Source organism: Corallococcus macrosporus, assembly GCF_017302985.1.
Classification (GTDB): domain Bacteria; phylum Myxococcota; class Myxococcia; order Myxococcales; family Myxococcaceae; genus Corallococcus; species Corallococcus macrosporus_A.
The window spans coordinates 21,153-45,858 of record NZ_JAFIMU010000008.1 but is presented as its reverse complement, the minus strand read 5'-3'; the positions used below and the strand labels follow the sequence as shown (position 1 = coordinate 45,858).

Sequence of the window (24,706 nt, the reverse complement as noted above, 5' to 3'; positions counted from 1 at the left end):
ATGAGCGGGAGCGACAGACATCTGGATGTGGAGTCCGCGAAGCGGCTCGAGCAGCGGGAGCCCGAAGCGGTGCGCTACTTCGCCGAGCACCTCTCTCGTCCCTGTGACACGTGCGAGGCGTTCCTCGCGCGCGACGAAGCGGAGCCCGGTGAGTTCCCGGGGCTGGACGCGTTGACGGATGAAGCGCTGGTTGAAGCCTCGGGCCGCCCCGTTCGCGAGGACGCGGTCGGCTGGGCGCGGGTGCGCCGGAAGCTGGGCGCACCGCAGCGGGCGTGGCTGACCGGAGGACTGGGCGCAGTGGCCGCCGCCGTCGTCCTGGCGCTTCTCGTGCGTCCGGGGACCGAGAGGCCGGGGACGGTAGAGGTGCCCTCACAGCGCCTCAAGGGCACCGCGCCCCTGTCGCTGGAGCTCACGGCCGTGGCGCGGATGCCGGACGGCACGGTGCGCGCGGTGGCCCAGGACGCGGTGCTCCCGCCCGAAGCGGTGGTGCTCCTGCGCTACCACGCGGGCGAGTCCGCGGATGCGCTGCTGGTGCGCGAAGCCCCCGGTGTGCCGCCGCAGGTGCTGGGCCGCCATGTGTTGACGCCGGGCACGCATGACCTCCGGGACGGTGAGGACCTGGCGGGCGTGTCCCTGGAGGACGAGCAGGGGTCGGTGACGCTGGTGCTGGTCGCCTGGCCGCACGACGAGCAGGGGACCGCGGCACTGGAGGCGGCGCACGTCAGCGGACAGGTGCCCTCCGACGCGGCCCAGGCCCGCCTTCGTTTGAAGGTGGAGTCGGGGCATGCTGCTCCCTGAGGAGCCGCGCGTGTCCCGCCTGTTGTTCATCCCCCTGGTGCTGGCGCTGGTGACGCTCGGCGCGTGCTCCACCGTGGAGTCGCGGGAGAAGGGCCGCGCCGTGCGCGTGCGCCTGGACGACGGCGCGCTGGCCGCGGCTCAGGAAGGTGAACGGCACGCGCTGCTCATCGGCATCTCCGCGTACACGGATCCGTCATGGAACGGGCTGCGCTACGCGGCGAAGGACGCGGATGACCTGGGCCGAGTGCTGGCGGATCCGACACACGGAGGCTTCCGTTCCGTGACGGTGCTCACGAGGCCGGAGCAGACGACGCGCACGTCGGTGCTCGCCGCGCTCCAGGCGCTGGAGGCCCGGCCGTGGCGGCCCCAGGACACGGTGGTCGTCTACGTGTCCGGGCACGGTTCGCTGGCGCGCGATGCTCGGGGTGAGTTGCAGCGCTACCTGGTGACGTCGGACACCCGCTACCGGGACGTGGCCGGCACGGGCCTGGAGATGGCCACGCTGGAGCAGGCCCTGGAGCGGCTGGGTTCGCGGCGGCGCGTGCTGGTGCTGGCCACCTGTCACAGCGGCACGGGCAAGTCGCTGCTGCCTCCGGAGGTGCGCGACGAGCTCTCGCACACCAAGGCCTCCTTCCTGCCGCAGCCGCTGGAGGCCGCGAGCCGCGCCTCGCTGGTGCTGTCCGCCAGCGACTGGGGCGAGGCCGCGCGCGAGGACGACGCACTGGCCAATGACATCTACACGCACTTCCTCATCCAGGCGCTCGACGGGCGCGGCGACCGCAACCGCGACGGAGCGGTGAGCGCGACGGAGGCCCACGACTGGGCCCGCCGCAACACCTGGGCCTATACGGAAGGCCGTCAGCGTCCGAGCGCGCAGATTTTGGAAGTGGGCGCGGATCCGGTGCTGCTGGCCGGCACGCTGGAGCGGCCCGGGCAGCCCGAGGTCTTCTCCTACAGCGCGAGGCTGGAGGGCTTCACGCTGAAGGTGGACGGCCAGGAAGCGGGAGAGCTGCCCGGTGGCGTGGTGGTGCCGGAGGGGCGCCGGAAGCTGGAGTTGCGCAAGGGAGGCCAGGTCCTGTGGGAAGACACCGTGGCGCTGCGCTCCGGTGAGCGGCGGGAGCTGGAAGCCTTCCTGCGTCCCATGGCGGACGGGCCCAAGCGCACGGTGACGCTGGGCGGAGGCGTGCTCGGCTTCCTCGATGGGAAGAGTCGGGAGCAGGTGGTGCCGGCGTCGGCGCAGGCGGGAGTGGGGCTGGGCTGGGAGGGCGTGCTCCTGGACGGGAAGCTGGACCTCTGGGTGGACGTGGCGGCGGGGCAGGGCAGTCAGTCGCTGCGGTTGGACCCGGGCGGCGACGTGCCGGTGCGGCACCGCACAGTGCTCGTGGGTGTGGCGGTGGGGCCCACGTGGAAGTGGGGCCGGCTGGGTCTGTCCACGGGTCCGCGCGTGGCCGGATTGTGGCTGCAGCGCTCCTTCCAATTGGAGTTGCTGGACCGGAACGAGCAGTACGTCACGGCGTGGCCGGGATGGATGGCGGCGCTGTCGTTCCGCTTCAGCCCGGTGTGGATGGTGGAGGCGCGTGCGCAGGCGTTGTGGGCCTACGTCCCGGTGGACGGACAGACGCGCACGGTGGGCTTTGGAGGCCTGATGCTGGCCGGAGGGTACCGCTTCTGATGCGAGCCAGGACGAGCATGGGAGCGCTGGTGCTGGCGCTCGTGGGCTGTGGCGGTTTCGACAACGGAGACCTGCGCACGGGCACCGTGCGAGGCCGCGTGCTGGGCGCGGAGTCCGGCGTGGCGCGCGTCAGCGTGCTGGGCCATTCAGAGCTGCGCGCGACGGTGAACGCGGACGGCCGCTTCGAACTGGACGGAGTGCCGGCGACGTCGCTGGAGTTGTTCGTGGTCGCCTCCCGCACGCAGGCCGCAAGGACGCCCGTGTTGGCCCAGGGGGCAAGGGTCACCGACGTGGGCGATATCCAGGGGAAGCCCGGGGCCTTCCTCACCGTGAGGGTGCGCGACGAGCAGGGCGCCATCCCGCCCGACGTCGAGGTGGAGCTGCGAGGCACAGGAGAAGACCGCGCGAAGGTGGACACGAGCAGCGGCGAAGTACGCCTGGGCCCACTGCCCGCGGGCTGCTACGCGCTGGAGGTCAAGGCCGACGACCTGGAGGACGTGGAGACAGAGGTCTGCGTCCGAGAAGGCGAGGAGCGTGTGCAGGCCATCACGCTGCCCAGCGATGACGACGGCAGCGATGACGACGGTGGCGACGACCACGGCGGCCGGGACGGCGGCTGAACACCGCCGCAGCGGGAGTGCCAGGCCATGCATGCGAGCGTGCCCCCGGCCCGGAACGTAGCGGTTCAACCGGGTCATGCATTTGGGGTACACCGCAGGCCGTGACCTCCACCCGCCTCCCCAAGGTGACGACGTGAACGACCGACTCCTGCGCACGGCGCGCCGCCAGCCCACCGACACCACCCCCGTGTGGCTGATGCGTCAGGCGGGCCGCTACCTGCCCGAGTACCGCGCCATCCGCGGCAACATCGCGTTCCTGGACCTCTGCAAGGACCCGGACCTGGCCGCGGAAGTCACCGTCCAGCCCATCACCCGCCTGGGCGTGGACGCCGCCATCATCTTCTCCGACATCCTCATCCCCGTGGAGGCCATGGGCATCCACCTGGAGCTGGGCGACAAGGGCCCCCACTTCCCCAACCCGCTGCGCACCCCCGCGGACATCGACAAGCTCGGCGTCCCCGACCCCGTCGAAGGCACCGGCTTCGTCGCCGAGGCCATCCGCCGCACGCGCAAGGCCCTCAATGACTCCGTGCCCGTCATCGGCTTCGCGGGCGCGCCCTTCACCCTGGCCGCGTACATGGTCGAGGGCGGCGGCTCCAAGAGCTACATCCAGATCAAGCGCCTGCTCTTCGAGCAGCCCGAGGTCGCCCACCGCCTCTTCCAGAAGCTCACCGACACCCTCATCCCGTACCTCAAGATGCAGGTGGAGGCCGGCGCGAAGATTGTTCAAATCTTCGACTCCTGGGGCGGCGAGCTGTCCCCCTGGGACTTCGAGCGCTTCAGCCTCCCGTACCTCACCCGCATGGTGACGGAGCTCAAGGCCACTGGCGTCCCCGTCATCCTCTTCGGCGTGAACATGACCCCGCACCTGCCGCTCTTGAAGCGCACTGGCGCGGACGTCATCGGCCTGGACTGGCGCTGCCCCGTGGACGAGGGCCGCCGCATCCTCGGGCCGGACGTCGCCACCCAGGGCAACCTGGATCCGCTCCACCTCTTCCTGCCGCGCGAGGAGCTGGACGGCCGCGTGAAGGACATCCTCCGCCGCGCCGGCCCCACCGGGCACATCTTCAACCTGGGCCACGGCATCCTCCCGCCCACCGACCCGGACGCCGCGAAGTTCCTCGTGGACGCCGTCCACAAGCACGGCGCGGCGCTGCGTCAGGGCACCCTCGGCTGAACAAGCCCCTGCCCGGCCATCTGGCGAGCAGTTGACTCAAGAATCAATCCAGCATTGACGCGGTGCATTGCCCGCCGTTAGAAGCGCCTCACTCGTCGCACAGAGGGTGAGGCACACATGGCAAGCGAGAAGCGCAACGGCCACCGGCGGGTGGCCATCGTTCGCGGACTGCGGACGCCGTTCGCGAAGGCGGGCACCGTCTTCGCGAACCTGACGGCGCTGGACCTGGGCCGGATGGTGGTCCAGGAGCTGGTGCAGCGCAGCGACCTGGACCCCAACGAAATCAACCAGGTCGTCTTCGGACAGGTCATCCCCACGCTGACCGCGCCCTCCATCGCGCGTGAAGTGGTGCTGGCGGCGGGCCTGCCCAAGCGCATTGACGCCTTCACCGTGGCGCGCGCGTGCGCCACGTCCATCCAGTCCATGGTGGCCGGCGCCAACGCCATCGCGCTGGGTGACGCGGACGTCGTCATCGCGGGCGGCACCGAGTCCCTGTCCGACGCGCCCATCTTCACCAGCCGCCCCCTGGCGCACGCGCTGGCCGCGTCGTCCAAGGGCAAGAGCCTCCCGGACAAGCTCAAGCCCTTCCAGAAGCTCAAGGCCAAGGACCTCATCCCCGTGCCCCCCGCCATCGCCGAGTACTCCACCGGAGAGACGATGGGCGAGAGCGCGGAGAAGATGGCCAAGGAGAACGGCATCTCCCGCGAGGAGCAGGACCTCATCGCGTTCAACTCGCACCAGAACGCGGCCAAGGCGTGGAAGGAAGGCCGCTTCGACAACGAGGTGATGCACGTCCTCGTGCCGCCCAAGTACGAGCAGACCGCCACGAAGGACAACATCGTGCGCGAGGACACGAGCCTGGAGGCGCTCGCCAAGCTCAAGCCCGTGTTCGACCGCCGCTATGGCAGCGTCACCGCCGGCAACGCGTCCCCGCTGACGGACGGCGCCGCGGCGCTCATCCTCATGAGCGAGGAGAAGGCGAAGGCGTTGGGCTACGAGCCGCTGGGCTTCCTGCGCTCGCACGCGTTCGCGGCCACGGACCCCGGGGACCAGCTGCTCCAGGGCCCGGCGTACGCGGCGCCCGTGGCGCTCAAGCGCGCGGGGATGAAGCTCTCCGACATCGACCTGGTGGAGATGCACGAGGCCTTCGCCGCGCAGGTGGCGAGCAACCTCCAGGCGCTGGCGTCCAAGGAGTTCGCGAAGAAGGCGGGCTTCAACGCGCCGGTGGGTGAGGTGGACCGCTCCATCCTGAACGTGACGGGCGGCTCCATCTCCCTGGGCCACCCGTTCGGAGCCACCGGGGCGCGCATCGTCACGCAGGCCCTGAACGAGCTGAAGCGTCGGAACAAGAACACGGTGATGTGCACCGTCTGCGCCGCGGGCGGTCTGGGCGCCGCGGTCATCCTGGAGCGTGCGTGATGGCGACCAAGCAAGAGGCAGTCGAAGCGAAGCAGGGCTTGAGCTACGACGTCACGAACGGCGTCGCGGTCATCACCGTGGACCAGCCGGGCGCGCCCGTGAACACGCTGTCTCCGGAAGTGGGCACCGCGTTCACCACGCTGCTCCAGCAGGCGGAGCGCGACCCGGAGGTGAAGGCCGTCGTCTTCATCTCCGGCAAGAAGGACAACTTCGTCGCCGGCGCGAACATCGACTTCCTCCAGACCCTGAAGACCCCGGCGGAGGTGGAGGCCATCAGCCGCGGCGCGCACGAGCAGTTCGACCGGCTGGAGTCCTTCTCCAAGCCCGTGGTCGCGGCCATCCACGGCGCGTGCCTGGGCGGCGGCCTGGAGTGGGTGCTCGCGTGCCACTACCGCATCGTCACGGACAGCCCCAAGTCGGTGGTGGGCCTGCCGGAGACGCAGCTGGGCCTCATCCCCGGCGCCGGCGGCACGCAGCGGCTGCCCGCGCTGATTGGCGCGCAGGCGGCGCTGGACCTCATCCTCACCGGCAAGAACGTCAAGCCGTCCAAGGCGAAGAAGCTGGGCATCGTGGATGAGGTCGTCCCCGTGCCCATGCTGAAGGACCTTGCCCTCAAGCGCGCCGCGGAGCTGGCGGCGGGCACGCTCAAGGTCGAGCGCGCGCACCAGGGCTTCAAGGCCGTGGCCCAGAGCGGCAAGAAGAAGGGCCTGGCCGGCCTGTTCCAGGGGCTCCTCAGCAAGGACCTGTGGGCGGAGGCCGCGCTGGAGGACAACCCGGTCGGCCGCAAGGTGCTGTTCGACCAGGCGAAGAAGGCGCTCCTGAAAAAGACGCGCGGCAAGTACCCCGCGCAGGAGAAGGCGCTGCAGGTCATCCGCGTGGGCCTGGAGTCCGGCCGCAAGGCGGGCCTGGAGGCGGAAGCGAAGGCCTTCGGCGAGCTGGTCTTCACGGACGTGTCGAAGCGGCTCGTTGAAATCTTCTTCGCCACGACGGCGCTGAAGAAGGAGAACGGCACCGCGAACGCCAGCGTGAAGCCGCGCGAGGTGAAGAAGGTCGGCGTGCTCGGCGGCGGCCTCATGGGCGGCGGCATCGCCTACGTGGCCGGCGTGCTCCAGGGCGTGCCCGTGCGCGTGAAGGACCGGGACGACGCGGGCGCGGGCCGCGCGCTCAAGCAGGTGCAGACGGTGCTGGACGAGCGCGTGAAGCGCCGCTCCCTCACCCACCGCGAGGCGAACGCGAAGCTGTCCAACATCACCGCGGCCACGGACTACAGCGGCTTCAAGTCGGTGGACCTGGTGATTGAAGCGGTCTTCGAGGACCTGAAGCTCAAGCACCAGGTCATCGCGGAGGTGGAGGCCGTCACCGGCCCGGACACCATCTTCGCGTCCAACACCTCCAGCCTGCCCATCGGCGAGCTGGCGAAGGGCAGCAAGCGCCCCTCGCAGGTGATTGGGATGCATTACTTCAGCCCGGTCCACAAGATGCCGCTCTTGGAGATCATCACGCACCCGGGCACCGCGGAGTGGGTGACGGCGACGTGCGTGGACGTCGGCAAGAAGCAGGGCAAGACGGTCATCGTCGTCAACGACGGGCCGGGCTTCTACACGTCGCGCATCCTCGCGCCGTACATGAACGAGGCGGCGTACCTGCTGGCGGAAGGCGCGGACATCGTCCAGCTGGACAAGGCGCTGGTGGACTTCGGCTTCCCGGTGGGGCCCATCACGCTGCTGGACGAGGTCGGCATCGACGTGGCCCAGAAGGTGGGGCCCATCATGGAGGCCGCGTTCGGCAAGCGCATGGCGGCGCCCAAGGCGCTGGAGGGCGTGGTGTCCGACGGCCGCCTGGGCCGCAAGACGAACAAGGGCTTCTACCTGTACGAAAACGGGAAGAAGAAGGAGGTGGATCCGCAGGTCTACCTGCTCCTGCCGCACGGCAAGGACCGCAAGTCCCTGGACGCCTCGGAGATGGCCGAGCGCGTGGCGCTGCAGATGGTGAACGAGGCCATCCGCTGCCTGGGCGAGGGCATCCTGCGCAGCCCCCGCGACGGCGACGTGGGCGCCATCTTCGGCCTGGGCTTCCCGCCGTTCCTGGGCGGCCCGTTCCGGTACGCGGACGCCCTGGGGCCGGCGAACCTGCTGCGCAAGCTGGAGCACTACCAGGACAAATACGGCGAGCGCTTCACGCCCGCGCCGCTGCTGGTGGAGAAGGTGCGCGCCAACAAGGGCTTCCACGAGGCCTGAAGTCCGCCGTGACGCACCGGGGAGGGGGAGGGGACCGGCCACGGTTCTCTCCCTGCTTCCGGGCCTGACTTGACGCGAGGGGCGGTTCTGGACCAAGGGCATGACCCGCATGGTCCGTTCCGCTCCTCGTGCCGTCCTGACCGCCGGGCTCGCCGCCCTGGTGGTGTGCACCGCGCTGGTGACGGTGTCCGCGCTCGCGTTCCCGCAGGGCTACAGCCCCGCGAGGCTGACGTGGCCGGGCGCCCCCGTCCTCCTGGGCTGGGCGCACTTCGACGCCGGCTGGTACGCGCGCATCGCGACGGAGGGCTACAGCTACACGCCCGGCCAGCAGAGCCCGGTGGCGTTCTTCCCCCTGTACCCGCTGGTGCTGCGCGGCCTGGGCTTCCTGCACCTGGACACGTTCCTCGCGGGCGTGCTCGTCACCATGCTGTGTGGCCTGGGCGCGCTCTACGTCTTCACGCTGTGGGCGCGCACGCGGGCGGACGAAGAGGCGGCGCGCAACGCGGGGCTGCTGCTGGCGTTCTACCCGTTCGCGTTCTTCCTCTACGGGGCGATGTACTCGGACGCGCTGTTCCTCCTGCTCATCATCGGGGCGTTCCTGCTGCTGGAGCGGGGACAATTGGGGTGGGCGGTGCTGCTCGCGGCGGTGGCCACGGCGGCGCGGCCGGTGGCGCCCGCGCTGGTGGTGGGGCTGCTGGCGCGGCGGTTGGAGTGGAAGCACGAGCGCGGCCTGAAGTGGAGACTCGTGGACCTCTTGCCGGTGTTCGCGGCGGCGGGCTTCGTGCTGTACGTGCTCTACCAGTGGAAGGCGTTCGGTGAGCCGTTCGCGTTCGTGAAGGTGCAGTCCGCGCCGGGGTGGGACCAGAAGCCGGGCTGGCGCACGTGGGCGAAGCTGCGGTGGTTCCAGGGCTTCAGCCGGGAGATGTCACTGTCGGACGGCCTGCGGCTGGTGGGGCACGCGGCCGTGACGGTGGGGGCGCTGGCGCTGGTGTGGCCCACGGCGAAGCGGCTGGGCTGGGGCTACGGCGTCTACACGCTGGCCATCGTGGGACTGCCCGCCATGTCCAGCAAGGACTTCATGGGCATGGGGCGCTACCTCCTGGCCGCCTTCCCGCTGTTCCTCACGCTGGCGCTGCTGCTGAGGGAAAGGCCGCGCTTGAGGTGGGGCGTGCTCGCCAGCTTCGCCTGCGTGATGCTGGCGCTGACCGTGGCGTACGGCGCGGCGGAGTACGTGTCATGAGCAAGCGACGGATGCATGCGCTGATGCGCGAGGCGGCCACGAGCATGGAGTGCGCGTCATGAGCGGACTCATGGACCAGGCCCTGGCGCTTTACGCGGGGCTCCCCGCGAGCGAGCGCTTCCACGTGCACGCGCGGGCCTCATCGGCACCACTGCTCGCGGTGGCATCGCGCCTGCCATCCGGGACGGTGGCGGACATCGGCTGTGGTCACGGGCTCCTTTCCGCGGTGATGGCGCTCGCGGTGCCGGAGCGCCGCGTGCTGGGCGTGGACCTGGACGAGCGCAAGGTGCACTGGGCGAAGCAGGCCCTGTCCGGGCTGCCCAACGTGACGCTCGACGTGGGCTCGGTGGAGGAGCTGGCGAAGGCGCAGCCGCACACGCTCGACGCGGCGGTGGTCTGCGACGTGCTGTACCTGCTGCCCGAAGCGAAGTGGCCCGGATTCCTCCAATCCGTGCGTGGTCTGCTCAAGCCCGGAGGCCGCTTTCTCCTGAAGGAGGTGGAGGGCGACCGCTCCTGGAAGCACGCGAAGGCGCTGGCGCAGGAGTGGGTGATGGTGTCGCTTCTGGGGCGCACCAAGGCCAGCGGCGGAATGGTCCTCAAGCCGCGAGTGGACGGCGTGAGGCTGCTCCGTGACGCGGGCTTCGAGGTGCGCGAGGTGGTCGGCCTGGGCGAGGGCTACACGACCCCGCACCTGCTCTACGACGCCGAAGCCCGCTGACGGAAGCCCGAGCGTTCGCGGCGGGCCACCGCCCAACTGGTCCGACAGTCGGACCCGTTCGTGAGCTGCGGCGCCGCCGGGAGCCCCAGCGGGGTTCTCACCTTCTCATCGGTGAGGACAGCAGTCCGGTCCGAGGCGTGGGGCGGGGCCTTCAGCCCAGCTCGCCGTAGTTCGCGAGCACGATGCCCCGCTCCACGAGCTTCGCCTTCACGCGGGGGCTCGTGAGCGCGGCCAGCTCCGCGTCCCAGCCATAGGTCCACGCCGGGTCCTCCGGCACGTGCGGCGCGCCCTCACCGGGGTGGCACCCCAGCTCGAAGTCCCCCGCCGGCAGCGCGTCCAGCACCCCCAGCAGCGCCGCCTCGTCCAGCCGGCCCGCCTCGAACACCCCGCCCGCGCTCACCCGCCGCACGCCCGGCCGGGCCCGGGGCGCCGTGCGCGCGAGCACCGCCAGCACCGTCGTCTTCAGCGCGGGCCCGGGCGCCCGGAGCCACGACGCGCGCGGCAGCGCATCCGGCCACCGCAGGGGCAGGCCCTCGCGCGCGGCGATGTCCTCCACCACCGACCGCACCCCCGGCAAGAGGTGCAAATGCTGGTGCCCGTCCAGGTGGTCCACCTTCGCGCCCAGCTCCCGCGCGCGGGACAGCTGCGCGGACAGCTCCCGCTCCAACTCCTCGCGCCGCACCCGCCCCGTCAGCCACGCCTTCGCGAAGTCCGCCCAGCTGCCCCGAAGCCGCCCGCCCGGCGCCACCGTCCGCACGGCCTCCGCCGGGGCCGCGCAAGGCAGCCGCGTGGACAGCGCCAGGTGCACGCCCACCGCCAGGCCCTGCGCCTTCGCCCGGCCCACGGCCTGTGCCGCGGAAGGCCCCGTGGCCAGCAGCGTCGCGCTCGTCACGATGCCCTCGCGGTGGGCCCTGAGGATGCCCGCGTCCAGCGACGGGTGCAGGCCCAGGTCATCCGCGTTGACGATGAGGCGCGTGCGCGACGCCATGCAGTCCTACCCGCGCCCCGCGTGGCCCGGCACCGAGCGCAGTTGCTGCACCGACGGCGGCAGGCGCACCGGCTTCGAGGGCGGCGGCGGCGAACGCGTCTCCGGGTACAGGTTCACCAGCTCCTTCACCATCTTCAGGATGACCGACGGCGACGCCAGCGTGGAGATGCCGCGCGTGCGCGGGAAGTAGTCCACGCCCATCTGGAACACCCGGAAGCCCTTGCGGATGGCCTTCACCACCAGCTCCGCGTCGATGAACGAGCCCTGGCTCTTGAGCTCCATCGACTCCAGCACCCGGCGGTGCATCAGCTTGAAGCTGAAGTTCACGTCCTTGATCTGGATGTCGAACAGCGCCCGGATGAGCAGGTTGTAGACGAACGAGTACACGATGCGCTTGGGGCCCTCGCTCGTGCGGTCGAACCGGAAGGCGCAGATCATGTCCGCCTCCAGGTAGTTCATCAGGTGCAGCGCCCGCTCCAGCTCCCGCATGTCCCACGGCAGGTCGATGTCCGAGTACAGCACCAGGTCCTTCGTGCTCGCCGCCAGCCCCGTGCGCATCGCCCCGCCCAGCTTCAGGTTCACCGGGTGCGTGATGACCCGCAGCTGAGGCACCTTCGCCGCCAGCGCATCGCAGACCTCCTGGGTCCGGTCCGTGGAGGCGTCGTTGACGACGATGATTTCGAAGTCGTCGGTGAGCTTCGGCAGGACTTCCAGGGCGCGGCTCACGGCGCGCTCCACGTAGTCCTCTTCGTTCCAGGCAGGGAAGAAGAGGCTGATGCTCGGGTACTTGGCCACGGTCGTCATGTCGCGCTGTTCCGTCCAGAAGGAAACGGGCGCTCGCTAGCAGAGGGGCAACGCGCTGGCAAACACGATGGCCCTTCTCGTGGAAAACCCGTATAGTACCGCGTAATCATCATTTTACGGGGACACGGTGCGAGCCCAGCCCTACACGCTTCTGGTCGTGGACGATTCGCAGGCGTCGCTGCCCCACCTGGTGCGCACGCTGGGCCCGGAGGACTTCGCCCTCCGGGTGGCGCGCTCGGGACCGGAGGCCCTGGGCCTGACCCAGGAGGTAGACGGCGTCCTGCTCTGCCCTGGCGGCCCCGACGCAGCGGCCACCCAGGAGCTCCTGGAGGCCCTCACCCCACCGTCCCCGGCGCCCCGACCCGCCGTGGTGGTTCTGGCCCCGGCGGAGGAACGGACCCTGCGGCTCGCTGCCCTGCGCAGGGGGGCTGAGGTGATTTTGACCCCCTGGGACGACGAGGAGCTGCGTCTGCGGCTCTACCGGAGCCTCGAAACGCACTCGCAGTTGAAGTCGCTTCACTCGCAGGTGGAGGAATTGAGGCGCCTGGCGGTGACGGACGGGCTCACCCAGGTCCACAACCACCGCTACTTCCAGGAGCGGCTGCGGGAGGAGTTCCGCCGCTCGCAGCGCTACGATGAGAGCCTGTCGCTCATCCTGGTGGACCTGGACCACTTCAAGAACGTCAACGACGCCCACGGCCACGGCGCCGGGGACCGCGTCCTGAGAGAGGTGGCCGCCTCCCTCCAGCACAGCGTGCGGGAGACGGACCTGGTGGCGCGCTACGGAGGAGAGGAGTTCGCCATCCTCCTGCCCTGCACCCACCTGCCCGGCGCCCTCACCGTGGCGGAGCGAATCCGCAAGGGAATCAACGAGTTGCACGCGGGTCCGGAGGGCGCCCTGCGCGTCACCGCCTCCCTGGGCGTCTCCAGCTTCCCCCACCGCGCAATCCTCACCCCGGAGCAGCTGTTGCTCACCGCGGACGAGGCCCTCTACCGCGCCAAGCGCGAGGGCCGCGACCGCATCTGTCTCCACCCCCCGGCACCCCTGTTTTCCACGCCGCCTTCACGCGCAGGCTGACCCAGGGGTCAAACACCCGGGGTCCTATTTGACCCGGTTGGGGGCAGTGGGTCTACAATGACCTTGCCCCTTTTTGTCATGTCTCTGAAAAGAGGCGTGATTGCCGGGGTTTATCCAAATCTCTGGTTTGGCAAGGCCATTGCAAATGTCGATTCCCGGAAAGTCCATGGGAACCCTGGGAGCTCAAGCGCAGGCGCAGGATCCGGTCGCCCGAGGGCGGCTGCTGCTCGTGGACGACGAGGAGAACATCCTCAAGTCCATCCGGCGGGTGCTGCGGCGCGGTGAGTGGGACATCGAGACGGCGACGGACGCCGAAACGGGCCTGCGCACCCTGGAGCGCTTCCAGCCGGAGGTCGTCATCTCCGACTTCCGCATGCCGGGGATGAACGGCGTGGAGTTCCTCACCCAGGTGAAGCTCCAGGCCCCGCGCGCCCAGCGCATCATGCTGACGGGGCAGGCGGATCAGCAGGCCATCGAAGAGGCCATCAACCGCTCGGAAATCTTCCGCTTCATCTCCAAGCCCTGGAACGACAGCCACCTGGTCCTCACGGTGAAGAGCGCCTTCGAGCAGTACGCGCTCCACACGGAGAACGACCGGCTCTACCGCGTCACCCAGGAGCAGAACGCGGAGCTCAAGCAGCTCAACGCGGAGCTGGAGGAGCGCGTCGCGCTGCGCACGCGCCTCTTGTCCACCGCCAAGCGCGAGTGGGAGCTGTCCTTCGACTGCATGGAGACGCCGCTCGCGGTGGTGCGCGCGCGGGACTTCGCGGTGCGCCGGGCCAACGTCGCCTACGCGCAGGTGGCCCGCCGCTCCATCGAAGAGGTGCCCTCCGACGTCCCGTGCCACCAGTACCTCTTCGGCCGGGACACGCCGTGCCAGGGCTGCCCGCTGCCCTCCGCCATGGAGACGGGCAAGGGCGCTCGCGGGGAAGTGCAGCAGGGCGGGCGCAGCTACGTGGTGGCCGCGTACCCGTTCGCGGGCGACGACCGCGCGGTGTGCACCTACCGCGACGTCACGGAGGAGCAGGCGATGACGCGCCGGCTCATCGAGACGGAGAAGATGGCCGCGGTGGGCCAGCTCGCGGGCGGCGTGGCGCACGAAATCAACAACCCGCTGGGCGGCATCCTCGCCTTCGCGCAGCTGATGTCCCGCGACGCGGGCCGCAGCGAGGGCGACCTGGAGTCGCTGAAGCTGATTGAAGAGAGCGCGCTGCGCTGCAAGCGCATCGTGGAGAGCCTGCTGAAGTTCAGCCGGCACAGCCGCGTGGAGGACCGCCGCCTCTTCGACTTGTCCAAGTGCGTGGAGGACGCCGCGGTGCTCTTCCGCGCGCAGCTCAAGTCCATGCCCAAGGTGGAGCTGAAGCTGGGCCTCAAGGACGGGCTGCCCAAGGTGTACGGGGATCCCGGCACGCTCGCGCAGGTGGTGCTCAACCTGCTGCAGAACGGCCTCCAGGCGCTGCCCAGGGCGGAAGGGCGCCTGTCGCTGGAGACCGGCCGCGAGGGCGACCGGACCTTCTTCGCGGTGACGGACACGGGGACGGGGATCGAAGAGCGGCACCTGCCGCGCATCTTCGAGCCGTCCTTCACCACCAAGCCGCCCGGCGAGGGCACCGGCCTGGGCCTGTCCATCGCCTATCGCATCGTCCAGGACCACGGGGGCACCTTCCAGGTGGACACCCACGTGGGCCAGGGCTCCCGCTTCACCGTCTTCCTGCCCATTCCCCTGCAGCTCGAGAGGTTGCCGTGAACCAAGTCAAGCGCGCCAAGGTCCTCGTTGTGGATGACGACTCCGTCGTCCTCAAGGCCGTCACCCAGATCCTCCAGCGGGAAGGCCACCCGGTCGTCGCCATCGACGACGCGGTGGAGGGGCTCGCGGCGGCGAAGGACCCGTCCATCGACGTGGTCGTGCTCGACATCAAGATGCCGCACCTCTCCGGCATGGACCTGCTGCGCGCCATCAAGGCGGACCGCCCGGACGTGGAGGTCATCATGATGACGGCCTTCGCCACCGTGGAGACGGCGGTGGAGGCGGTGAAGGCGGGCGCGTACGACTACCTCACCAAGCCCTTCGAGAACATCGACGAGGTGAGCCTCACGGTGGCCAAGGCCGCCGAGCGCAAGGCGCTGAAGGACCGCACCCGCGCGCTGGAGGAGGCGCTCACCGCGCGCAGCCAGTTCGAGGACCTCATCGGTCAGTCCTCGCAGATGCGCGCCGTGTTCAAGCTGGTGGAGACCGTCAGCCACTCCACCGCCACCGTCCTCATCCAGGGTGAGAGCGGCACGGGCAAGGAGCTCGTCGCCCGCGCCATCCACTACCGCAGCGCCCGCCGCGACAAGCCGTTCGTCGCCGTCAACTGTTCCGCGCTGACGGAGACGCTGCTGGAGAGCGAGCTCTTCGGCCACGTGAAGGGCAGCTTCACCGGCGCCACCGGCAACAAGAAGGGCCTCTTCGAGGCGGCCGACGGCGGCACCATCTTCCTGGACGAGATTGGCGACGTGCCCCCGGCCACCCAGGTGCGCCTCTTGCGCGTGCTGCAGGAGGGTGAAGTGAAGCGCGTGGGCGCCAACGAGCCCGTGAAGGTGGACGTGCGCGTCATCGCCGCCACGCACGTGGACCTGTCCCGCGCGAAGGAGCAGGGCAAGTTCCGCGAGGACCTCTTCTATCGCCTCAACGTCATCACCATCGACCTGCCGCCCCTGCGCGACCGCCCGGAGGACGTGCCGCTGCTCGCGCACCACTTCCTCAAGGTCTACGCCGCCAAGGCGGACAAGAAGGTCACCGGCATCAGCCCGCGCGCCATGGAGGCCCTCACCTGCAACCGGTGGACGGGCAACGTGCGCGAGCTGGAGAACGTCATCGAGCGCGCGGTGGTGCTGACGGCCAACGACGCCATCGACGTGGAGGACCTGCCGCCCGGCTTCCAGGCCGCGCCCCAGGCCGACTCGGCGGTGGAGGTGTTCAGCCTGGCGCACCTGCCGTACGCCCAGGCCAAGCGCCTGGCCATGCGCGCCTTCGAGCGCCGCTACCTCTCCGCGCTGCTGGAGAAGAACAACCACAACGTGTCCAGCGCGGCGCGCGCGGCTGGCGTGGACCGCTCCAACTTCCGCCGCCTGCTCAAGCAGTACGAAGTGGCCGGCCGCAGCATGAAGCCGCGCTCGCCCAAGGGGCCGGACTCGGACAGCGGCCCGGGCCCCGTCCTCGAAGCGGTGTCCTGAGGCGCTTCCGGCGGAGGACGGCCCGCTAGCCGTCCTCCCCGGGCTCACGCTCGCCGCGCCGCGCGGCCAACTGCTGCTGGATGGCCTCGTAGCGCTCGGACAGCTCCGCCTCGAAGCCGTTGCGCGTCGGGGTGTAGAAGCAGCGCGAGCGCAGGGCCTCCGGCAGGTAGTCCTCCGGGACGTAGTTGCCCTCGAAGTTGTGCGGATACTTGTACCCGCCGCCGTAGCCCAGTGACTTCATCAGCTTCGTGGGCGCGTTGCGCAGGTGCATGGGCACCGGCAGCGCGCCCTCCTTCGTCACGGCCTCGCGCACGGCCGCGTACGCGGCGATGACGGCGTTCGACTTGGGCGCGAGCGCCAGGTACGTCACGGCCTGGGTGAGGGGCAGGGTGCCCTCCGGCAGGCCCATGAGCTGGAAGGCCCTGAGCGCGTCCACCGCCACGCCCAGCGCGCGCGGGTCCGCGTTGCCCACGTCCTCCGACGCGAAGATGACCATGCGGCGGAAGATGAAGACGGGGTCCTCGCCCGCCTCCAGCATGCGCGTCATCCAGTACAGCGCGGCGTCCACGTCGCTGCCGCGCATGGATTTGATGAACGCGCTGACGACGTTGTAGTGCTCCTCGCCGCCCTTGTCGTAGAGCAGCATCTTCTGCTGGAGCGCTTCCTCCGCCACCTTGCGGTCCACCGCCTTGCCGCCGTACGCGGCCGCGGCCTCCAGCGCGGTGAGGGCCTTGCGCGCGTCGCCGCCGGCCGCGTCCGCGATGAACTCCAGCGCCGCGTCGTCCACCGTCACCTTGCCGCCCAGCCCCCGCGGGTCCGCGACGGCGTGGCGCATGACGGCGATGAGCTCCTCCTGCTCCAGCCCGCGCAGCGTGACGACGCGGCAGCGCGACAGGAGCGCGGCGTTCACCTCGAAGGACGGGTTCTCCGTGGTGGCGCCAATCAGCGTGACGGTGCCCTTCTCCACGTGGGGCAGGAGCGCGTCCTGCTGCGACTTGTTGAAGCGGTGGATTTCGTCGATGAACAGCAGCGTGCGCTGGCGGTTCAGCTTCCAGCGGTCCTGCGCGCGGGCCACCGTCTCGCGGATGTCCTTCACGCCCGCCAGCACCGCGGACATGGTCTCGAAGGCGGCGCCGGTGTGGCGCGCGACGAGCTGGGCCAGGGTCGTCTTGCCGGTGCCCGGCGGGCCCCAGAGGATGAGGCTGGGCACCTGGTCGCTCTCCAGCGCGCGGCGCAGGAAGCGGCCCTCGCCGGTGAGGTGCTCCTGGCCCAGGTACTCGCTGAGCGAGGTGGGGCGCATGCGCTCGGCGAGCGGCGCCAGGACGGCCTGTTCCTTCTGGCTGGCGTGGTCGAAGAGGTCCATGGGGCCTCCAAACCTAGCGTCCTGGGCGCCCTGCCGCGCCCCCTTGTGATGTCCGGGGTTGGGCAGGCGCGTCATTTTCCTGCACAGGACGGTTGGCAGGCTGGACTAGAACCCGGGGGGCGTGCAGACCCTGGTCATCGTCGCGAAGCGAGACACCCCGCAGGCCGTGGCCCTGGCGGCGGAAATCCAACAGCGCCACCCGGCCCTGACGGTGCTGGCGGACCGCGCCCTGGCGCATGCGCTCAACTGGCCGCGCATCGAGGACCGGGAGCTGGCGGCCCGGGCGGACCTGGTGGTGGTGCTGGGCGGGGATGGCACGCTCATCTACGCGGCGCGCCTGCTGGGCGGACGCAACGTGCCCATCATTGGCGTGAACCTGGGCAGCCTGGGCTTCATGACGGAGATCTCCGTGGAGGAGCTCTTCACCCGGCTGGACGACGTGCTGGCCGGGAACTTCCACGTGGACTCGCGGATGAAGCTGTCCTGCCGGCTGCTGCGCGGGGGCAAGGTCCTCATCGAGGATGAAATCCTCAACGACGTGGTCATCAACAAGGGCGCGCTCGCGCGCATCGCGGACCACGAGACGTCCATCGACGGGGTGCCCATCACCACGTACAAGTCGGACGGCGTCATCCTGGCCACGCCCACCGGCTCCACGGCGTACTCGCTGTCCGCGGGCGGGCCCATCGTGCACCCGTCGGTGGACTGCACCATCCTGTCGCCCATCTGCTCGCACGCGCTGACCCAGCGGGCCATCGTGGTGCCGGCGGACCGCACCATCCGCGTGACGCTCAAGAGCGAGACGGCGGACACGTACCTCACGCTGGACGGACAGACGGGCCACTCGCTCCAGGGCGGGGACTGCATTGAAGTGGTGCGCTCACCCAACCGCGTGGGCCTGGTGCGCAACCCGCGCGTGGCCTTCTTCACCATCCTTCGCCAGAAGCTCCACTGGGGCGAGCGCTGAGCCTCGCGGTCCCGGGGTGGGGCTCCCCTCCGGGGTGAGCGGTGCGGTAGCGTCCGGCCCGTGACGACGGGCGGGCACGCGACGCGTTTTGGCAAGTACGAGCTGCTGGAGCGCCTGGGCGCGGGCGGCATGGCCGTCGTGCACCGCGCGCGCTTCACGGTGGCGGAGGGCGTGTCCCGGTCCGTCGTCATCAAGCGCGTGAGGGACCCGTACGCGCAGGACCCCGCCTTCGTGCGGATGTTCCTCAACGAAGCGCGCATCTCCATGGGGCTGTCGCACGGCAACATCGTCCAGGTCTTCGACTTCGGGCAGGAGGCGGGGGAGTACTTCCTCGCCATGGAGTGGGTGGACGGGCAGCCCCTGTCCAAGGTGCTCAAGCGTTTGAAGCTGAAGGGCATGGCGCACCTGCCGGCGCCGCTGGCGGTGCAGCTGATGGTGGAGGTCTGCAAGGGCCTGCACCACGCGCACACGCGCCGAGACGAGCAGGGCCGCCCGCTGGGGCTGGTGCACCGCGACGTGTCCCCGGACAACGTCCTGGTGAGCTACGAGGGCGAGGTGAAGCTCAGCGACTTCGGCATCGCGAAGGCGCAGTGGGCCGGCCGCCAGGACACGGACGCGGGCGTGGTGCGCGGCAAGTTCCTCTACCTGTCCCCGGAGCAGACGCGCGCGGAGGCGCTGGATGCGCGCTCGGACGTGTACACGGCGGGCGTGGTGCTCTTCGAGATGCTCACCGGCCGCAGGCCCGTGGAGGGGGACCAGGGCTCGGTGATGGAGCGCATCGCCACGGGCGACCTCACGCCCACGCAGGCGTACGTCCCGGACCTGGATCCCTCGCTGGGCGCGCTGGCGTCGCGGGCGTTGGCGCTGCGGCGGGATGACCGGTTCACGAGCGCGGAGGACTTCCAGCGCGCGCTGGCCGAGTGGCTGGCGTACCGGGCGCCGCTGTTCCCCGCGTCCACGCTGCGCCACCTGATGGCGTGGCTGTTCGAGGAGGAGCTGAAGCTCGCGGGCCAGCCGCCGCGCATCCCGGAGTCCTTCCTGCGCCAGGTGGCGGTGTGGACGGGGGAGGGGAGCCCGCTCGGGTCGGATGAGCCGGAGCGGGCGTCCTCGGTGCACCGCGCGCACGCGACGGCGTTCCCGGAGGAGGACGTGCCCGGGGCGCTGGTGGGTGGCAGCCCCGCGGCGGACATGGGCGCGGGGGTGCCCGGCTGGGTGTGGGCGGCCGTCATCGCGGCGGCGGCCCTCTTCTTCGTGGGGCGGGCGGTGATGCCGGACCTGTCGGAGCCCGACGCGCGCAAGCTCCAGGTGGTGTCCTCGCCTCCGGGCGCGGAGGTGCGCTGGGACGGCAAGCACGTGGGGATGACGCCGACGGTGCTGAGCGTCGCCCCGGGAGAGGACTCACACAAGCTGGAGCTGCGGTTCGTGGGGTACCACCCGTGGGCCACCACCGTGTCGCAGTCGGCCGTGCCGGAGCGCGTGCAGGTGACGCTGGAGCGGCTGCCTCCACCGCCGCCTCCGCCCGAGCCGGTGGTGGACGCACGGGTGCCGGAGCCGGAGAAGGCGGGCTCCCGCCGGTCGGGCGTGGCGCGCTCCGATGGCCAGCGCGAAGCGCGCGAGGCCCTGGATTGGATCGAGCGCTCCCCTGACGCGGGGGCGGAGTACACGCTGGGCGTGCAGTTGCTCGTGGCGGGCAACGACGGACAGGCCGGACAGAAGTTCGTGACGTGCCTGCGGCTCCTAGAGACGGCGGCGGAGTGCCACCTGGGGATGGGTCGGGTGGGGGCGCGGACGGCCCGCTGGGGGGTTGCCAGGGAGCACTACCGGCGCTACCTGCAGTTGCGGCCGCAAGGGGCCGGCGCGGCCGAGGCCCGGCAGTACATCAAGTCCCGGTCAGGACGGTAGCGGCGCACCTCGATGTTCCTCCTCCTGTCGAAGCTGCTGGACCTGCTGCTGTCGCCGCTCACCTGGGCGCTGCTGTTCGGCGTGGCGGGGCTGCTGCTGCGCCGTTGGAAGCGCCTGTCGCAGCTGGCGGCGCTGGCCGTGCTGTACGCGTTCTCCATCGAGCCGACGGTGGCGCTGCTGACGCGGGCGACGGAGGCGGACGCGGTGAGCACGTACCGTCCGGACACCGTCTACGACGCGGTCATCCTGCTGGGCGGAGGGCTGGACGCGGCGGCCACGGAGCGCTCGGGGCAGCCGGAGTACAACGCCGCGCCGGAGCGGATGATGCGCACCTTCGAGCTCCTGCGGGATGGCCGGGCACGGCAGGTGCTCATCACCGCCGGCAACCTGGACGCGAGGCCGGAGGCGGTGGTGGAGGCGGACGTGCTGGCCGCACAGCTGGAGCACTGGGGCATCGCGCCCGAGCGCATCGTGAAGGAGGGCCGCAGCCGCAACACCCGCGAGAACGCGCTCCAGTCGGAGCCGCTGGTGCGCGAGCACGGCTGGAAGTCGCTGCTCCTCGTCACGAGCGCCGCGCACCTGCCCCGCGCGGCCGGCTGCTTCGCGGCGGTGGGCGTGCGCGCGGACACGCTCGCGGTGGACCTGCGCTCCTCCACGCTGCCGCCCGCGAAGATGAGCTGGCTGCCGCGCTCCGGGGCGCTCAACCAGAGCACGGACATGCTGCGCGAGCTGGCGGGGCGGCTCGTGTACCGGGTGCGCGGCTGGACCGAGCCCTGGCGGTAGGCGCTACTTCATCGACGGCGGCGCGTGCAGGCCGCCCGGGGGCGCTCCGACAAGCGCGATGCGGCCCTGGGGCTTCGCGCGCGGCGCGGGTTTGCCGGTGCGGAACGCGGTGCCGAGTGCTTCCCACGGCGACACATCCAGGCCCCTGGGCACCGCGGGCAGGTCCTTGAACATGGAGTAGCCGTCGTTGCCCTGTGCCACGAAGCTCAGCGTGGCCAGCCGGTACGTCGCGTCGTCGTCCAGCGGCTTGCCCTTCACCTCCACCTTCGTCACCCGCGCGCCCGGCGTCTTGCGCAGGTCGTAGGTGAAGCGCAGGCCGGACACCTGCGGGAAGCGGCCGGGCGGCTTGCCGTCCACGCTGCTCAGGCTGACGCCGTTCTCCAGCGCCGCGCGCAGCACCGCCCCCTTCACCCTCAGCACCACCAGCTCATTGCGGTAGGGCATGAGCGAGTACAGCTCCCGCCGCGTCATCGTCCCGGCGGGCAGCACCCGGTCCGCGCGGATGGCGCCCCCGTTGACGAGCGCCACGTCCGCGCCCGTCGCCTCGCGGAACGCATCCGCCAGGAACGAGCCCAGGTTCGTCTCTCCCACCCGGTTCTGCGCGCTGCGTGCATCCAGCGCCACCGGCGAGCGGCCCACGCGCTCCGCCAGCGTGGCCAAGAGCGGCGCATAGGGCTTCATCTGTTCGTTGAACGCCGCGTCGTCCGGCGTCTTCGACGTGATGGGGATGACCTTCCACGCCAGCTTCTTCACCGCGCCCGTCTTCGCATCCAGGTCCAGCGTGACGCGGCCCAGGTCGATGGCGTCCTCGTCCAGCTTGAAGATGGGCGTGCCCGCGACCGTCTCCTCCACGCGGTCGTGGTCGTGCCCGCCGATGATGAGGTCCACGCGCACGCACTTCGCCAGCTCGCGGTCCTGCGCCACGGCCAGGTGCGTGAGCCCCAGCACGAACTGCGCGCCCGCGGCCCGCAGCTCCTCCACGGAGCGCTTCGCCGCCTCGCAGAAGGGCGTGATGCGCGTGTCCTTGCCCGGCTTGGACGACGTCTGCGTCTCCGGCAGCACCACGCCGAAGATGCCCACCTTCACGCCGCCCACGTCCCGGAGGTCCCACGCCTTGAGCCCGTCGAACACCTGTCCGGACTTCACGCTCATCACGTTGGCGCCCAGCCATGGGAAGCGCGACTGCTGGATGCGCGCGCGCAGCACGTCGTCCCCGAAGTCGAACTCGTGGTTGCCCACCGTGGAGTAGTCCAGGCCGAGCGCGTTCCACGCGTCGATCATCTGCTTGCCCTTGAGCGCCTCGCCCTCCACCTCCGCGGAGGACTCCACGGAAGGCGAAAGCGTGTCGCCCGCCAGCAGCGTGAGGACGTGCGGCGACTCCTTCAGCGCCTGCTGCTTGAGCGTCGCCACGCGCGACAGGCCGCCCCGGTTCCGGGCGGTGGGCTGGAATTGATAGACGTCGTTGAGGTGGAGGATCGTGAGCCGGACGGTGTCAGCGGGAGGCGCCGGCTCGGCGGCCCCGGTGGCCCCGGCGGAACGGGTGGCCAGCACCAGCGCGAGCGGCAACAGCACCGCCCAGGTGCTCACGGTCTTCGTCATCATCGGACAGTCGTTCTCTTGCGGGGGCACGGGGGGAGCGCCAATCCCTCTCGGCGTAGCGCACTCGGCGCATGAAGGCGAGCGGACCGGACATGGCGCAACGCGCAAGTCCCAAGCCCTTCTTCCCGGAGGATGAAGGGCATCCAGCCAGCCGCGCGCTCCTCCCTCAGACGGTGTAGCGCCGGCCCTGCGCCAGGGGCTCGATGACGCTGCCGCTTCCGTCGAACAGGTCTGGGTAGTGGATGAGGCGCATCTTCGCGCGGGTGGCCTCCGGCAGCGCCGCCAGCTTCTCGTAGGGCGTGTGCACGCCGTAGTTCGTCTCGTGGATGACCAGGTCCGCCTCCGACAGCCAGGAGATGAGCCCCTCGTCGAACGCGGTGTCCGCGCTGTAGCCCAGGCACCGGCCCCCGGCGCGGATGCGGAACGCGGTGGTGGGCACGTGGTGGTAGGTGAAGCGGCACTCGAGCTCGAACGGGCCATGCTTCACCGCGCGCTCCAGGTGCAGCGGCGTGTGCGTGAAGTAGTCCTCGAAGTGCTTGTCGTTGGGGCCCGCGCCGTGCTGCTCGATGAGGCACTCCATGCCCGCGGCCAGGTGGCCCTCCCAGAGGCGGCGGGTGACGCTCGGGTGCGCGAGCAGCTCCATCTTCCGCTGCAGCACGAAGAAGGAGAAGTACGCCAGGCTCTCCAGGCCGGAGGCGTGGTCCGCGTGCAGGTGCGTGAGGGCCACGGCGCTGACGCGCTCCACGTCCAGGTGCACGCCGGAGGACTCGGACGCCTCGCGCATCATCTTGCGGATGGGGTGCGGACAGTCGATGAGCAGCACCTGTCCTTCCGCCTCCACCGCGAGGCACGACGAGTAGTGCAGCGCGGAGAAGGCATCACCGACGCCGAGGGGAATGAACGACAGGCTCATGGATGGCTCCGGAGGGAAGGGGACAGCCGCTCGCGCAGCTTCGCGGCGACGGCGGGCGGGCAGTACGCGGACACGTCCTCGCCGCGCGTGAGGCGCTCCTTGAGGGCGCTGCTGGACACCTCCGCCAGGTGCGCCTCCGCGGGGAGGAAGAGCGTGGACAGCTCCGGCGCGAGCACGCGGTTCATCTGCGCCAGCTCCGTCTCGAACTGCGCATCGGTGGCGCCGCGCACGCCGCGCAACAGGACGCTCGCGCCAATCTCCCGCGCCAGCTCCACGATGAGGCCTTCCGTGAAGGTGACGGAGACGTTGGGGTGCCGGGCCACCGCGTCGCGGATGAGCGCCATGCGCTCCTCGGCGGTGAGCAGCGTGGACTTCTTCGGGTTCACGGCCACCACCACCACCACGTGGCTGAAGAGGCGCGCCGCCTGGCGCACCACCGACAGGTGTCCCGCCGTGACGGGGTCGAAGCTGCCTGCGTAGAGGGCAATGGTCATCACGACACCTCGCGTTCCGGAGGAGAAGAAGCCGCCGCGTCCAACAGTCCCGCCGCCATGCGCTTCACCGTGCCCGCCGCCGAACCCGCGGGGACGAGGCCGGGCGCGCTCGCGGAGAGCACGAAGTAGCCCTGGATGGCGGCGAACAGGCCCGCGGCCAGGGGGCGCGCGCGGCGCTTGCCCACCACCGCCGCGACCAGCGCCTCCAGGTGCTCCAGGTCCGCGCGCACCACCGCTTCGTAGGCGGCGCGAACCTCCGGCTGCCGGATGGCCTCCGCGCTGATGGTCACCCAGCCCGCCACCGCCGCCACGTCCGCGTCCGGCCCGGTGGCCAGGAACGCGTCCACGAACGCCTCCACCCGCCCCCGCGCGTCGTCCGCCCCCAGCTTCACCGCCCGCGTGGCGAAGCGCTGCCGCGCGCGAGACGCCAGCGAGCCCACCAGGGTCAGGAGGATCTCCTGCTTGTCCTTGAAGTGGTAGTGCACCAGCCCCGCGGAGAGCCCCGCCGCCCGGGCAATCTCCGCCACGGACGCGCCCTCGTAGCCGCGCTCGGCCATGGCCTTGAGCAGCCCGGCGACGATCTGCTCCCGGCGCGCTTCGGTGTTGGAGGGACGTGGCATGGCGTGGGGTTGTTTTTAGGTTGTGTGACCAACTTATAAACACGGCCGGCGCGGGCGTCAACCGGACGTGGGTCCGGGAGGCGCCGTGCCGGGCTTGG

The 24,706-nt window shown here is 70.6% G+C and carries 21 protein-coding genes; 14 read left to right on the top strand and 7 right to left on the bottom strand.

Features of this window, described 5'->3' with window-relative positions; translation table 11 throughout:
* From JYK02_RS27050 to JYK02_RS27015, 8 genes are all read left to right on the top strand, one after another.
* The gene (locus JYK02_RS27050) at positions 1–798 is read left to right on the top strand and encodes a hypothetical protein (RefSeq protein ID WP_207055416.1); all 798 of its coding nucleotides are present in this window, start codon (positions 1–3) and stop codon (positions 796–798) included.
* A complete protein-coding gene (locus JYK02_RS27045) occupies positions 785–2,470 on the top strand; it encodes a caspase family protein (RefSeq protein WP_207055415.1) in 1,686 nt (561 codons plus the stop codon). Before JYK02_RS27050 ends, JYK02_RS27045 begins: the two co-directional genes overlap by 14 nt.
* Positions 2,470–3,090, top strand: a complete 621-nt coding sequence (locus tag JYK02_RS27040; RefSeq protein ID WP_207055414.1) for a carboxypeptidase-like regulatory domain-containing protein — start codon at positions 2,470–2,472, stop codon at positions 3,088–3,090. Before JYK02_RS27045 ends, JYK02_RS27040 begins: the two co-directional genes overlap by 1 nt.
* A 133-nt stretch (positions 3,091–3,223) precedes the next feature.
* Positions 3,224–4,267 carry a uroporphyrinogen decarboxylase gene (gene hemE, locus JYK02_RS27035; RefSeq protein ID WP_207055413.1) on the top strand — a complete coding sequence of 348 codons (1,044 nt, stop codon included), beginning with the start codon at positions 3,224–3,226 and terminating at the stop codon, positions 4,265–4,267.
* A gap of 117 nt (positions 4,268–4,384) precedes the next feature.
* Complete coding sequence (gene fadI / locus JYK02_RS27030) at positions 4,385–5,686, top strand: acetyl-CoA C-acyltransferase FadI (RefSeq protein WP_207055412.1); 1,302 nt, start codon at positions 4,385–4,387, stop codon at positions 5,684–5,686.
* A complete protein-coding gene (gene fadJ, locus JYK02_RS27025; protein WP_207055411.1) occupies positions 5,686–7,923 on the top strand; it encodes a fatty acid oxidation complex subunit alpha FadJ in 2,238 nt (745 codons plus the stop codon). Before fadI ends, fadJ begins: the two co-directional genes overlap by 1 nt.
* Before the next feature lie 100 nt (positions 7,924–8,023).
* Entirely contained in the window at positions 8,024–9,163 is a 1,140-nt protein-coding gene (locus tag JYK02_RS27020; protein WP_431603503.1) for a mannosyltransferase family protein, read from the top strand.
* 58 nt (positions 9,164–9,221) lie between these two features.
* Positions 9,222–9,881, top strand: a complete 660-nt coding sequence (locus tag JYK02_RS27015; protein WP_207055409.1) for a class I SAM-dependent methyltransferase — start codon at positions 9,222–9,224, stop codon at positions 9,879–9,881.
* A gap of 151 nt (positions 9,882–10,032) precedes the next feature.
* Here JYK02_RS27015 and JYK02_RS27010 read toward each other — a convergent pair whose 3' ends face one another.
* Positions 10,033–10,869 (bottom strand): ChbG/HpnK family deacetylase, encoded by an 837-nt coding sequence (locus tag JYK02_RS27010; RefSeq protein ID WP_207055407.1) that lies wholly within the window; start codon positions 10,867–10,869, stop codon positions 10,033–10,035.
* 6 nt (positions 10,870–10,875) lie between these two features.
* A complete protein-coding gene (locus JYK02_RS27005; protein ID WP_120526815.1) occupies positions 10,876–11,664 on the bottom strand; it encodes a glycosyltransferase family 2 protein in 789 nt (262 codons plus the stop codon).
* 136 nt (positions 11,665–11,800) lie between these two features.
* On the opposite strand from JYK02_RS27005, the gene JYK02_RS27000 reads away from it, so the two are divergent.
* The 3 genes from JYK02_RS27000 to JYK02_RS26990 all read left to right on the top strand — a co-directional run bounded on the left by JYK02_RS27000 (position 11,801) and on the right by JYK02_RS26990 (position 15,967).
* On the top strand, positions 11,801–12,751 hold the full coding sequence (locus tag JYK02_RS27000; RefSeq protein ID WP_207055405.1) for a diguanylate cyclase: 951 nt from the start codon (positions 11,801–11,803) through the stop codon (positions 12,749–12,751).
* Between the two features lie 166 nt (positions 12,752–12,917).
* A complete protein-coding gene (locus tag JYK02_RS26995; protein ID WP_207055404.1) occupies positions 12,918–14,498 on the top strand; it encodes an ATP-binding protein in 1,581 nt (526 codons plus the stop codon).
* On the top strand, positions 14,495–15,967 hold the full coding sequence (locus JYK02_RS26990; protein ID WP_206798313.1) for a sigma-54-dependent transcriptional regulator: 1,473 nt from the start codon (positions 14,495–14,497) through the stop codon (positions 15,965–15,967). Before JYK02_RS26995 ends, JYK02_RS26990 begins: the two co-directional genes overlap by 4 nt.
* A 25-nt stretch (positions 15,968–15,992) precedes the next feature.
* Here JYK02_RS26990 and JYK02_RS26985 read toward each other — a convergent pair whose 3' ends face one another.
* Positions 15,993–17,330 (bottom strand): replication-associated recombination protein A, encoded by a 1,338-nt coding sequence (locus JYK02_RS26985; RefSeq protein ID WP_207055403.1) that lies wholly within the window; start codon positions 17,328–17,330, stop codon positions 15,993–15,995.
* A 121-nt stretch (positions 17,331–17,451) separates the two neighbouring features.
* On the opposite strand from JYK02_RS26985, the gene JYK02_RS26980 reads away from it, so the two are divergent.
* The 3 genes from JYK02_RS26980 to JYK02_RS26970 are packed head-to-tail and all read left to right on the top strand — an operon-like array spanning position 17,452 to position 20,982.
* Positions 17,452–18,297 (top strand): NAD(+)/NADH kinase, encoded by an 846-nt coding sequence (locus tag JYK02_RS26980; protein WP_207055402.1) that lies wholly within the window; start codon positions 17,452–17,454, stop codon positions 18,295–18,297.
* A gap of 60 nt (positions 18,298–18,357) precedes the next feature.
* On the top strand, positions 18,358–20,199 hold the full coding sequence (locus tag JYK02_RS26975) for a protein kinase domain-containing protein (protein WP_207055401.1): 1,842 nt from the start codon (positions 18,358–18,360) through the stop codon (positions 20,197–20,199).
* Positions 20,200–20,211: 12 nt separating this feature from the next.
* Positions 20,212–20,982, top strand: coding sequence for a YdcF family protein (locus JYK02_RS26970; protein ID WP_207055400.1), 771 nt, complete (start codon positions 20,212–20,214; stop codon positions 20,980–20,982).
* 3 nt (positions 20,983–20,985) lie between these two features.
* Here JYK02_RS26970 and JYK02_RS26965 read toward each other — a convergent pair whose 3' ends face one another.
* The 4 genes from JYK02_RS26965 to JYK02_RS26950 all read right to left on the bottom strand — a co-directional run bounded on the left by JYK02_RS26965 (position 20,986) and on the right by JYK02_RS26950 (position 24,608).
* Positions 20,986–22,584, bottom strand: a complete 1,599-nt coding sequence (locus JYK02_RS26965) for a bifunctional metallophosphatase/5'-nucleotidase (RefSeq protein ID WP_207055399.1) — start codon at positions 22,582–22,584, stop codon at positions 20,986–20,988.
* A gap of 163 nt (positions 22,585–22,747) precedes the next feature.
* Entirely contained in the window at positions 22,748–23,494 is a 747-nt protein-coding gene (locus tag JYK02_RS26960) for an MBL fold metallo-hydrolase (protein ID WP_207055398.1), read from the bottom strand.
* Positions 23,491–23,988, bottom strand: a complete 498-nt coding sequence (coaD, locus tag JYK02_RS26955; protein WP_207055626.1) for a pantetheine-phosphate adenylyltransferase — start codon at positions 23,986–23,988, stop codon at positions 23,491–23,493. The genes JYK02_RS26960 and coaD overlap by 4 nt, the downstream gene beginning before the upstream one ends.
* Positions 23,988–24,608: a TetR/AcrR family transcriptional regulator gene (locus JYK02_RS26950; RefSeq protein ID WP_207055396.1), complete on the bottom strand. Its 621-nt coding sequence runs from the start codon at positions 24,606–24,608 to the stop codon at positions 23,988–23,990. The genes coaD and JYK02_RS26950 overlap by 1 nt, the downstream gene beginning before the upstream one ends.
* Positions 24,609–24,706 lie beyond the last annotated feature (98 nt).

What these genes read in the sequence shown, in the direction of transcription:
- JYK02_RS27045 (WP_207055415.1), top strand. Translation starts at nt 785, where the DNA reads ATGCTGCTCCCTGAGGAGCCGCGCGTGTCCCGCCTGTTGTTCATCCCC.
- JYK02_RS26960 (WP_207055398.1), bottom strand. Translation starts at nt 23,494, where the DNA reads ATGAGCCTGTCGTTCATTCCCCTCGGCGTCGGTGATGCCTTCTCCGCG.
- fadJ (WP_207055411.1), top strand. Translation starts at nt 5,686, where the DNA reads ATGGCGACCAAGCAAGAGGCAGTCGAAGCGAAGCAGGGCTTGAGCTAC.
- JYK02_RS27010 (WP_207055407.1), bottom strand. Translation starts at nt 10,869, where the DNA reads ATGGCGTCGCGCACGCGCCTCATCGTCAACGCGGATGACCTGGGCCTG.
- JYK02_RS27020 (WP_431603503.1), top strand. Translation starts at nt 8,024, where the DNA reads ATGACCCGCATGGTCCGTTCCGCTCCTCGTGCCGTCCTGACCGCCGGG.
- JYK02_RS26965 (WP_207055399.1), bottom strand. Translation starts at nt 22,584, where the DNA reads ATGATGACGAAGACCGTGAGCACCTGGGCGGTGCTGTTGCCGCTCGCG.
- JYK02_RS26970 (WP_207055400.1), top strand. Translation starts at nt 20,212, where the DNA reads ATGTTCCTCCTCCTGTCGAAGCTGCTGGACCTGCTGCTGTCGCCGCTC.
- JYK02_RS27015 (WP_207055409.1), top strand. Translation starts at nt 9,222, where the DNA reads ATGAGCGGACTCATGGACCAGGCCCTGGCGCTTTACGCGGGGCTCCCC.
- coaD (WP_207055626.1), bottom strand. Translation starts at nt 23,988, where the DNA reads ATGACCATTGCCCTCTACGCAGGCAGCTTCGACCCCGTCACGGCGGGA.
- JYK02_RS26995 (WP_207055404.1), top strand. Translation starts at nt 12,918, where the DNA reads ATGGGAACCCTGGGAGCTCAAGCGCAGGCGCAGGATCCGGTCGCCCGA.
- JYK02_RS26950 (WP_207055396.1), bottom strand. Translation starts at nt 24,608, where the DNA reads ATGCCACGTCCCTCCAACACCGAAGCGCGCCGGGAGCAGATCGTCGCC.
- JYK02_RS26985 (WP_207055403.1), bottom strand. Translation starts at nt 17,330, where the DNA reads ATGGACCTCTTCGACCACGCCAGCCAGAAGGAACAGGCCGTCCTGGCG.
- JYK02_RS27050 (WP_207055416.1), top strand. Translation starts at nt 1, where the DNA reads ATGAGCGGGAGCGACAGACATCTGGATGTGGAGTCCGCGAAGCGGCTC.
- JYK02_RS27040 (WP_207055414.1), top strand. Translation starts at nt 2,470, where the DNA reads ATGCGAGCCAGGACGAGCATGGGAGCGCTGGTGCTGGCGCTCGTGGGC.
- fadI (WP_207055412.1), top strand. Translation starts at nt 4,385, where the DNA reads ATGGCAAGCGAGAAGCGCAACGGCCACCGGCGGGTGGCCATCGTTCGC.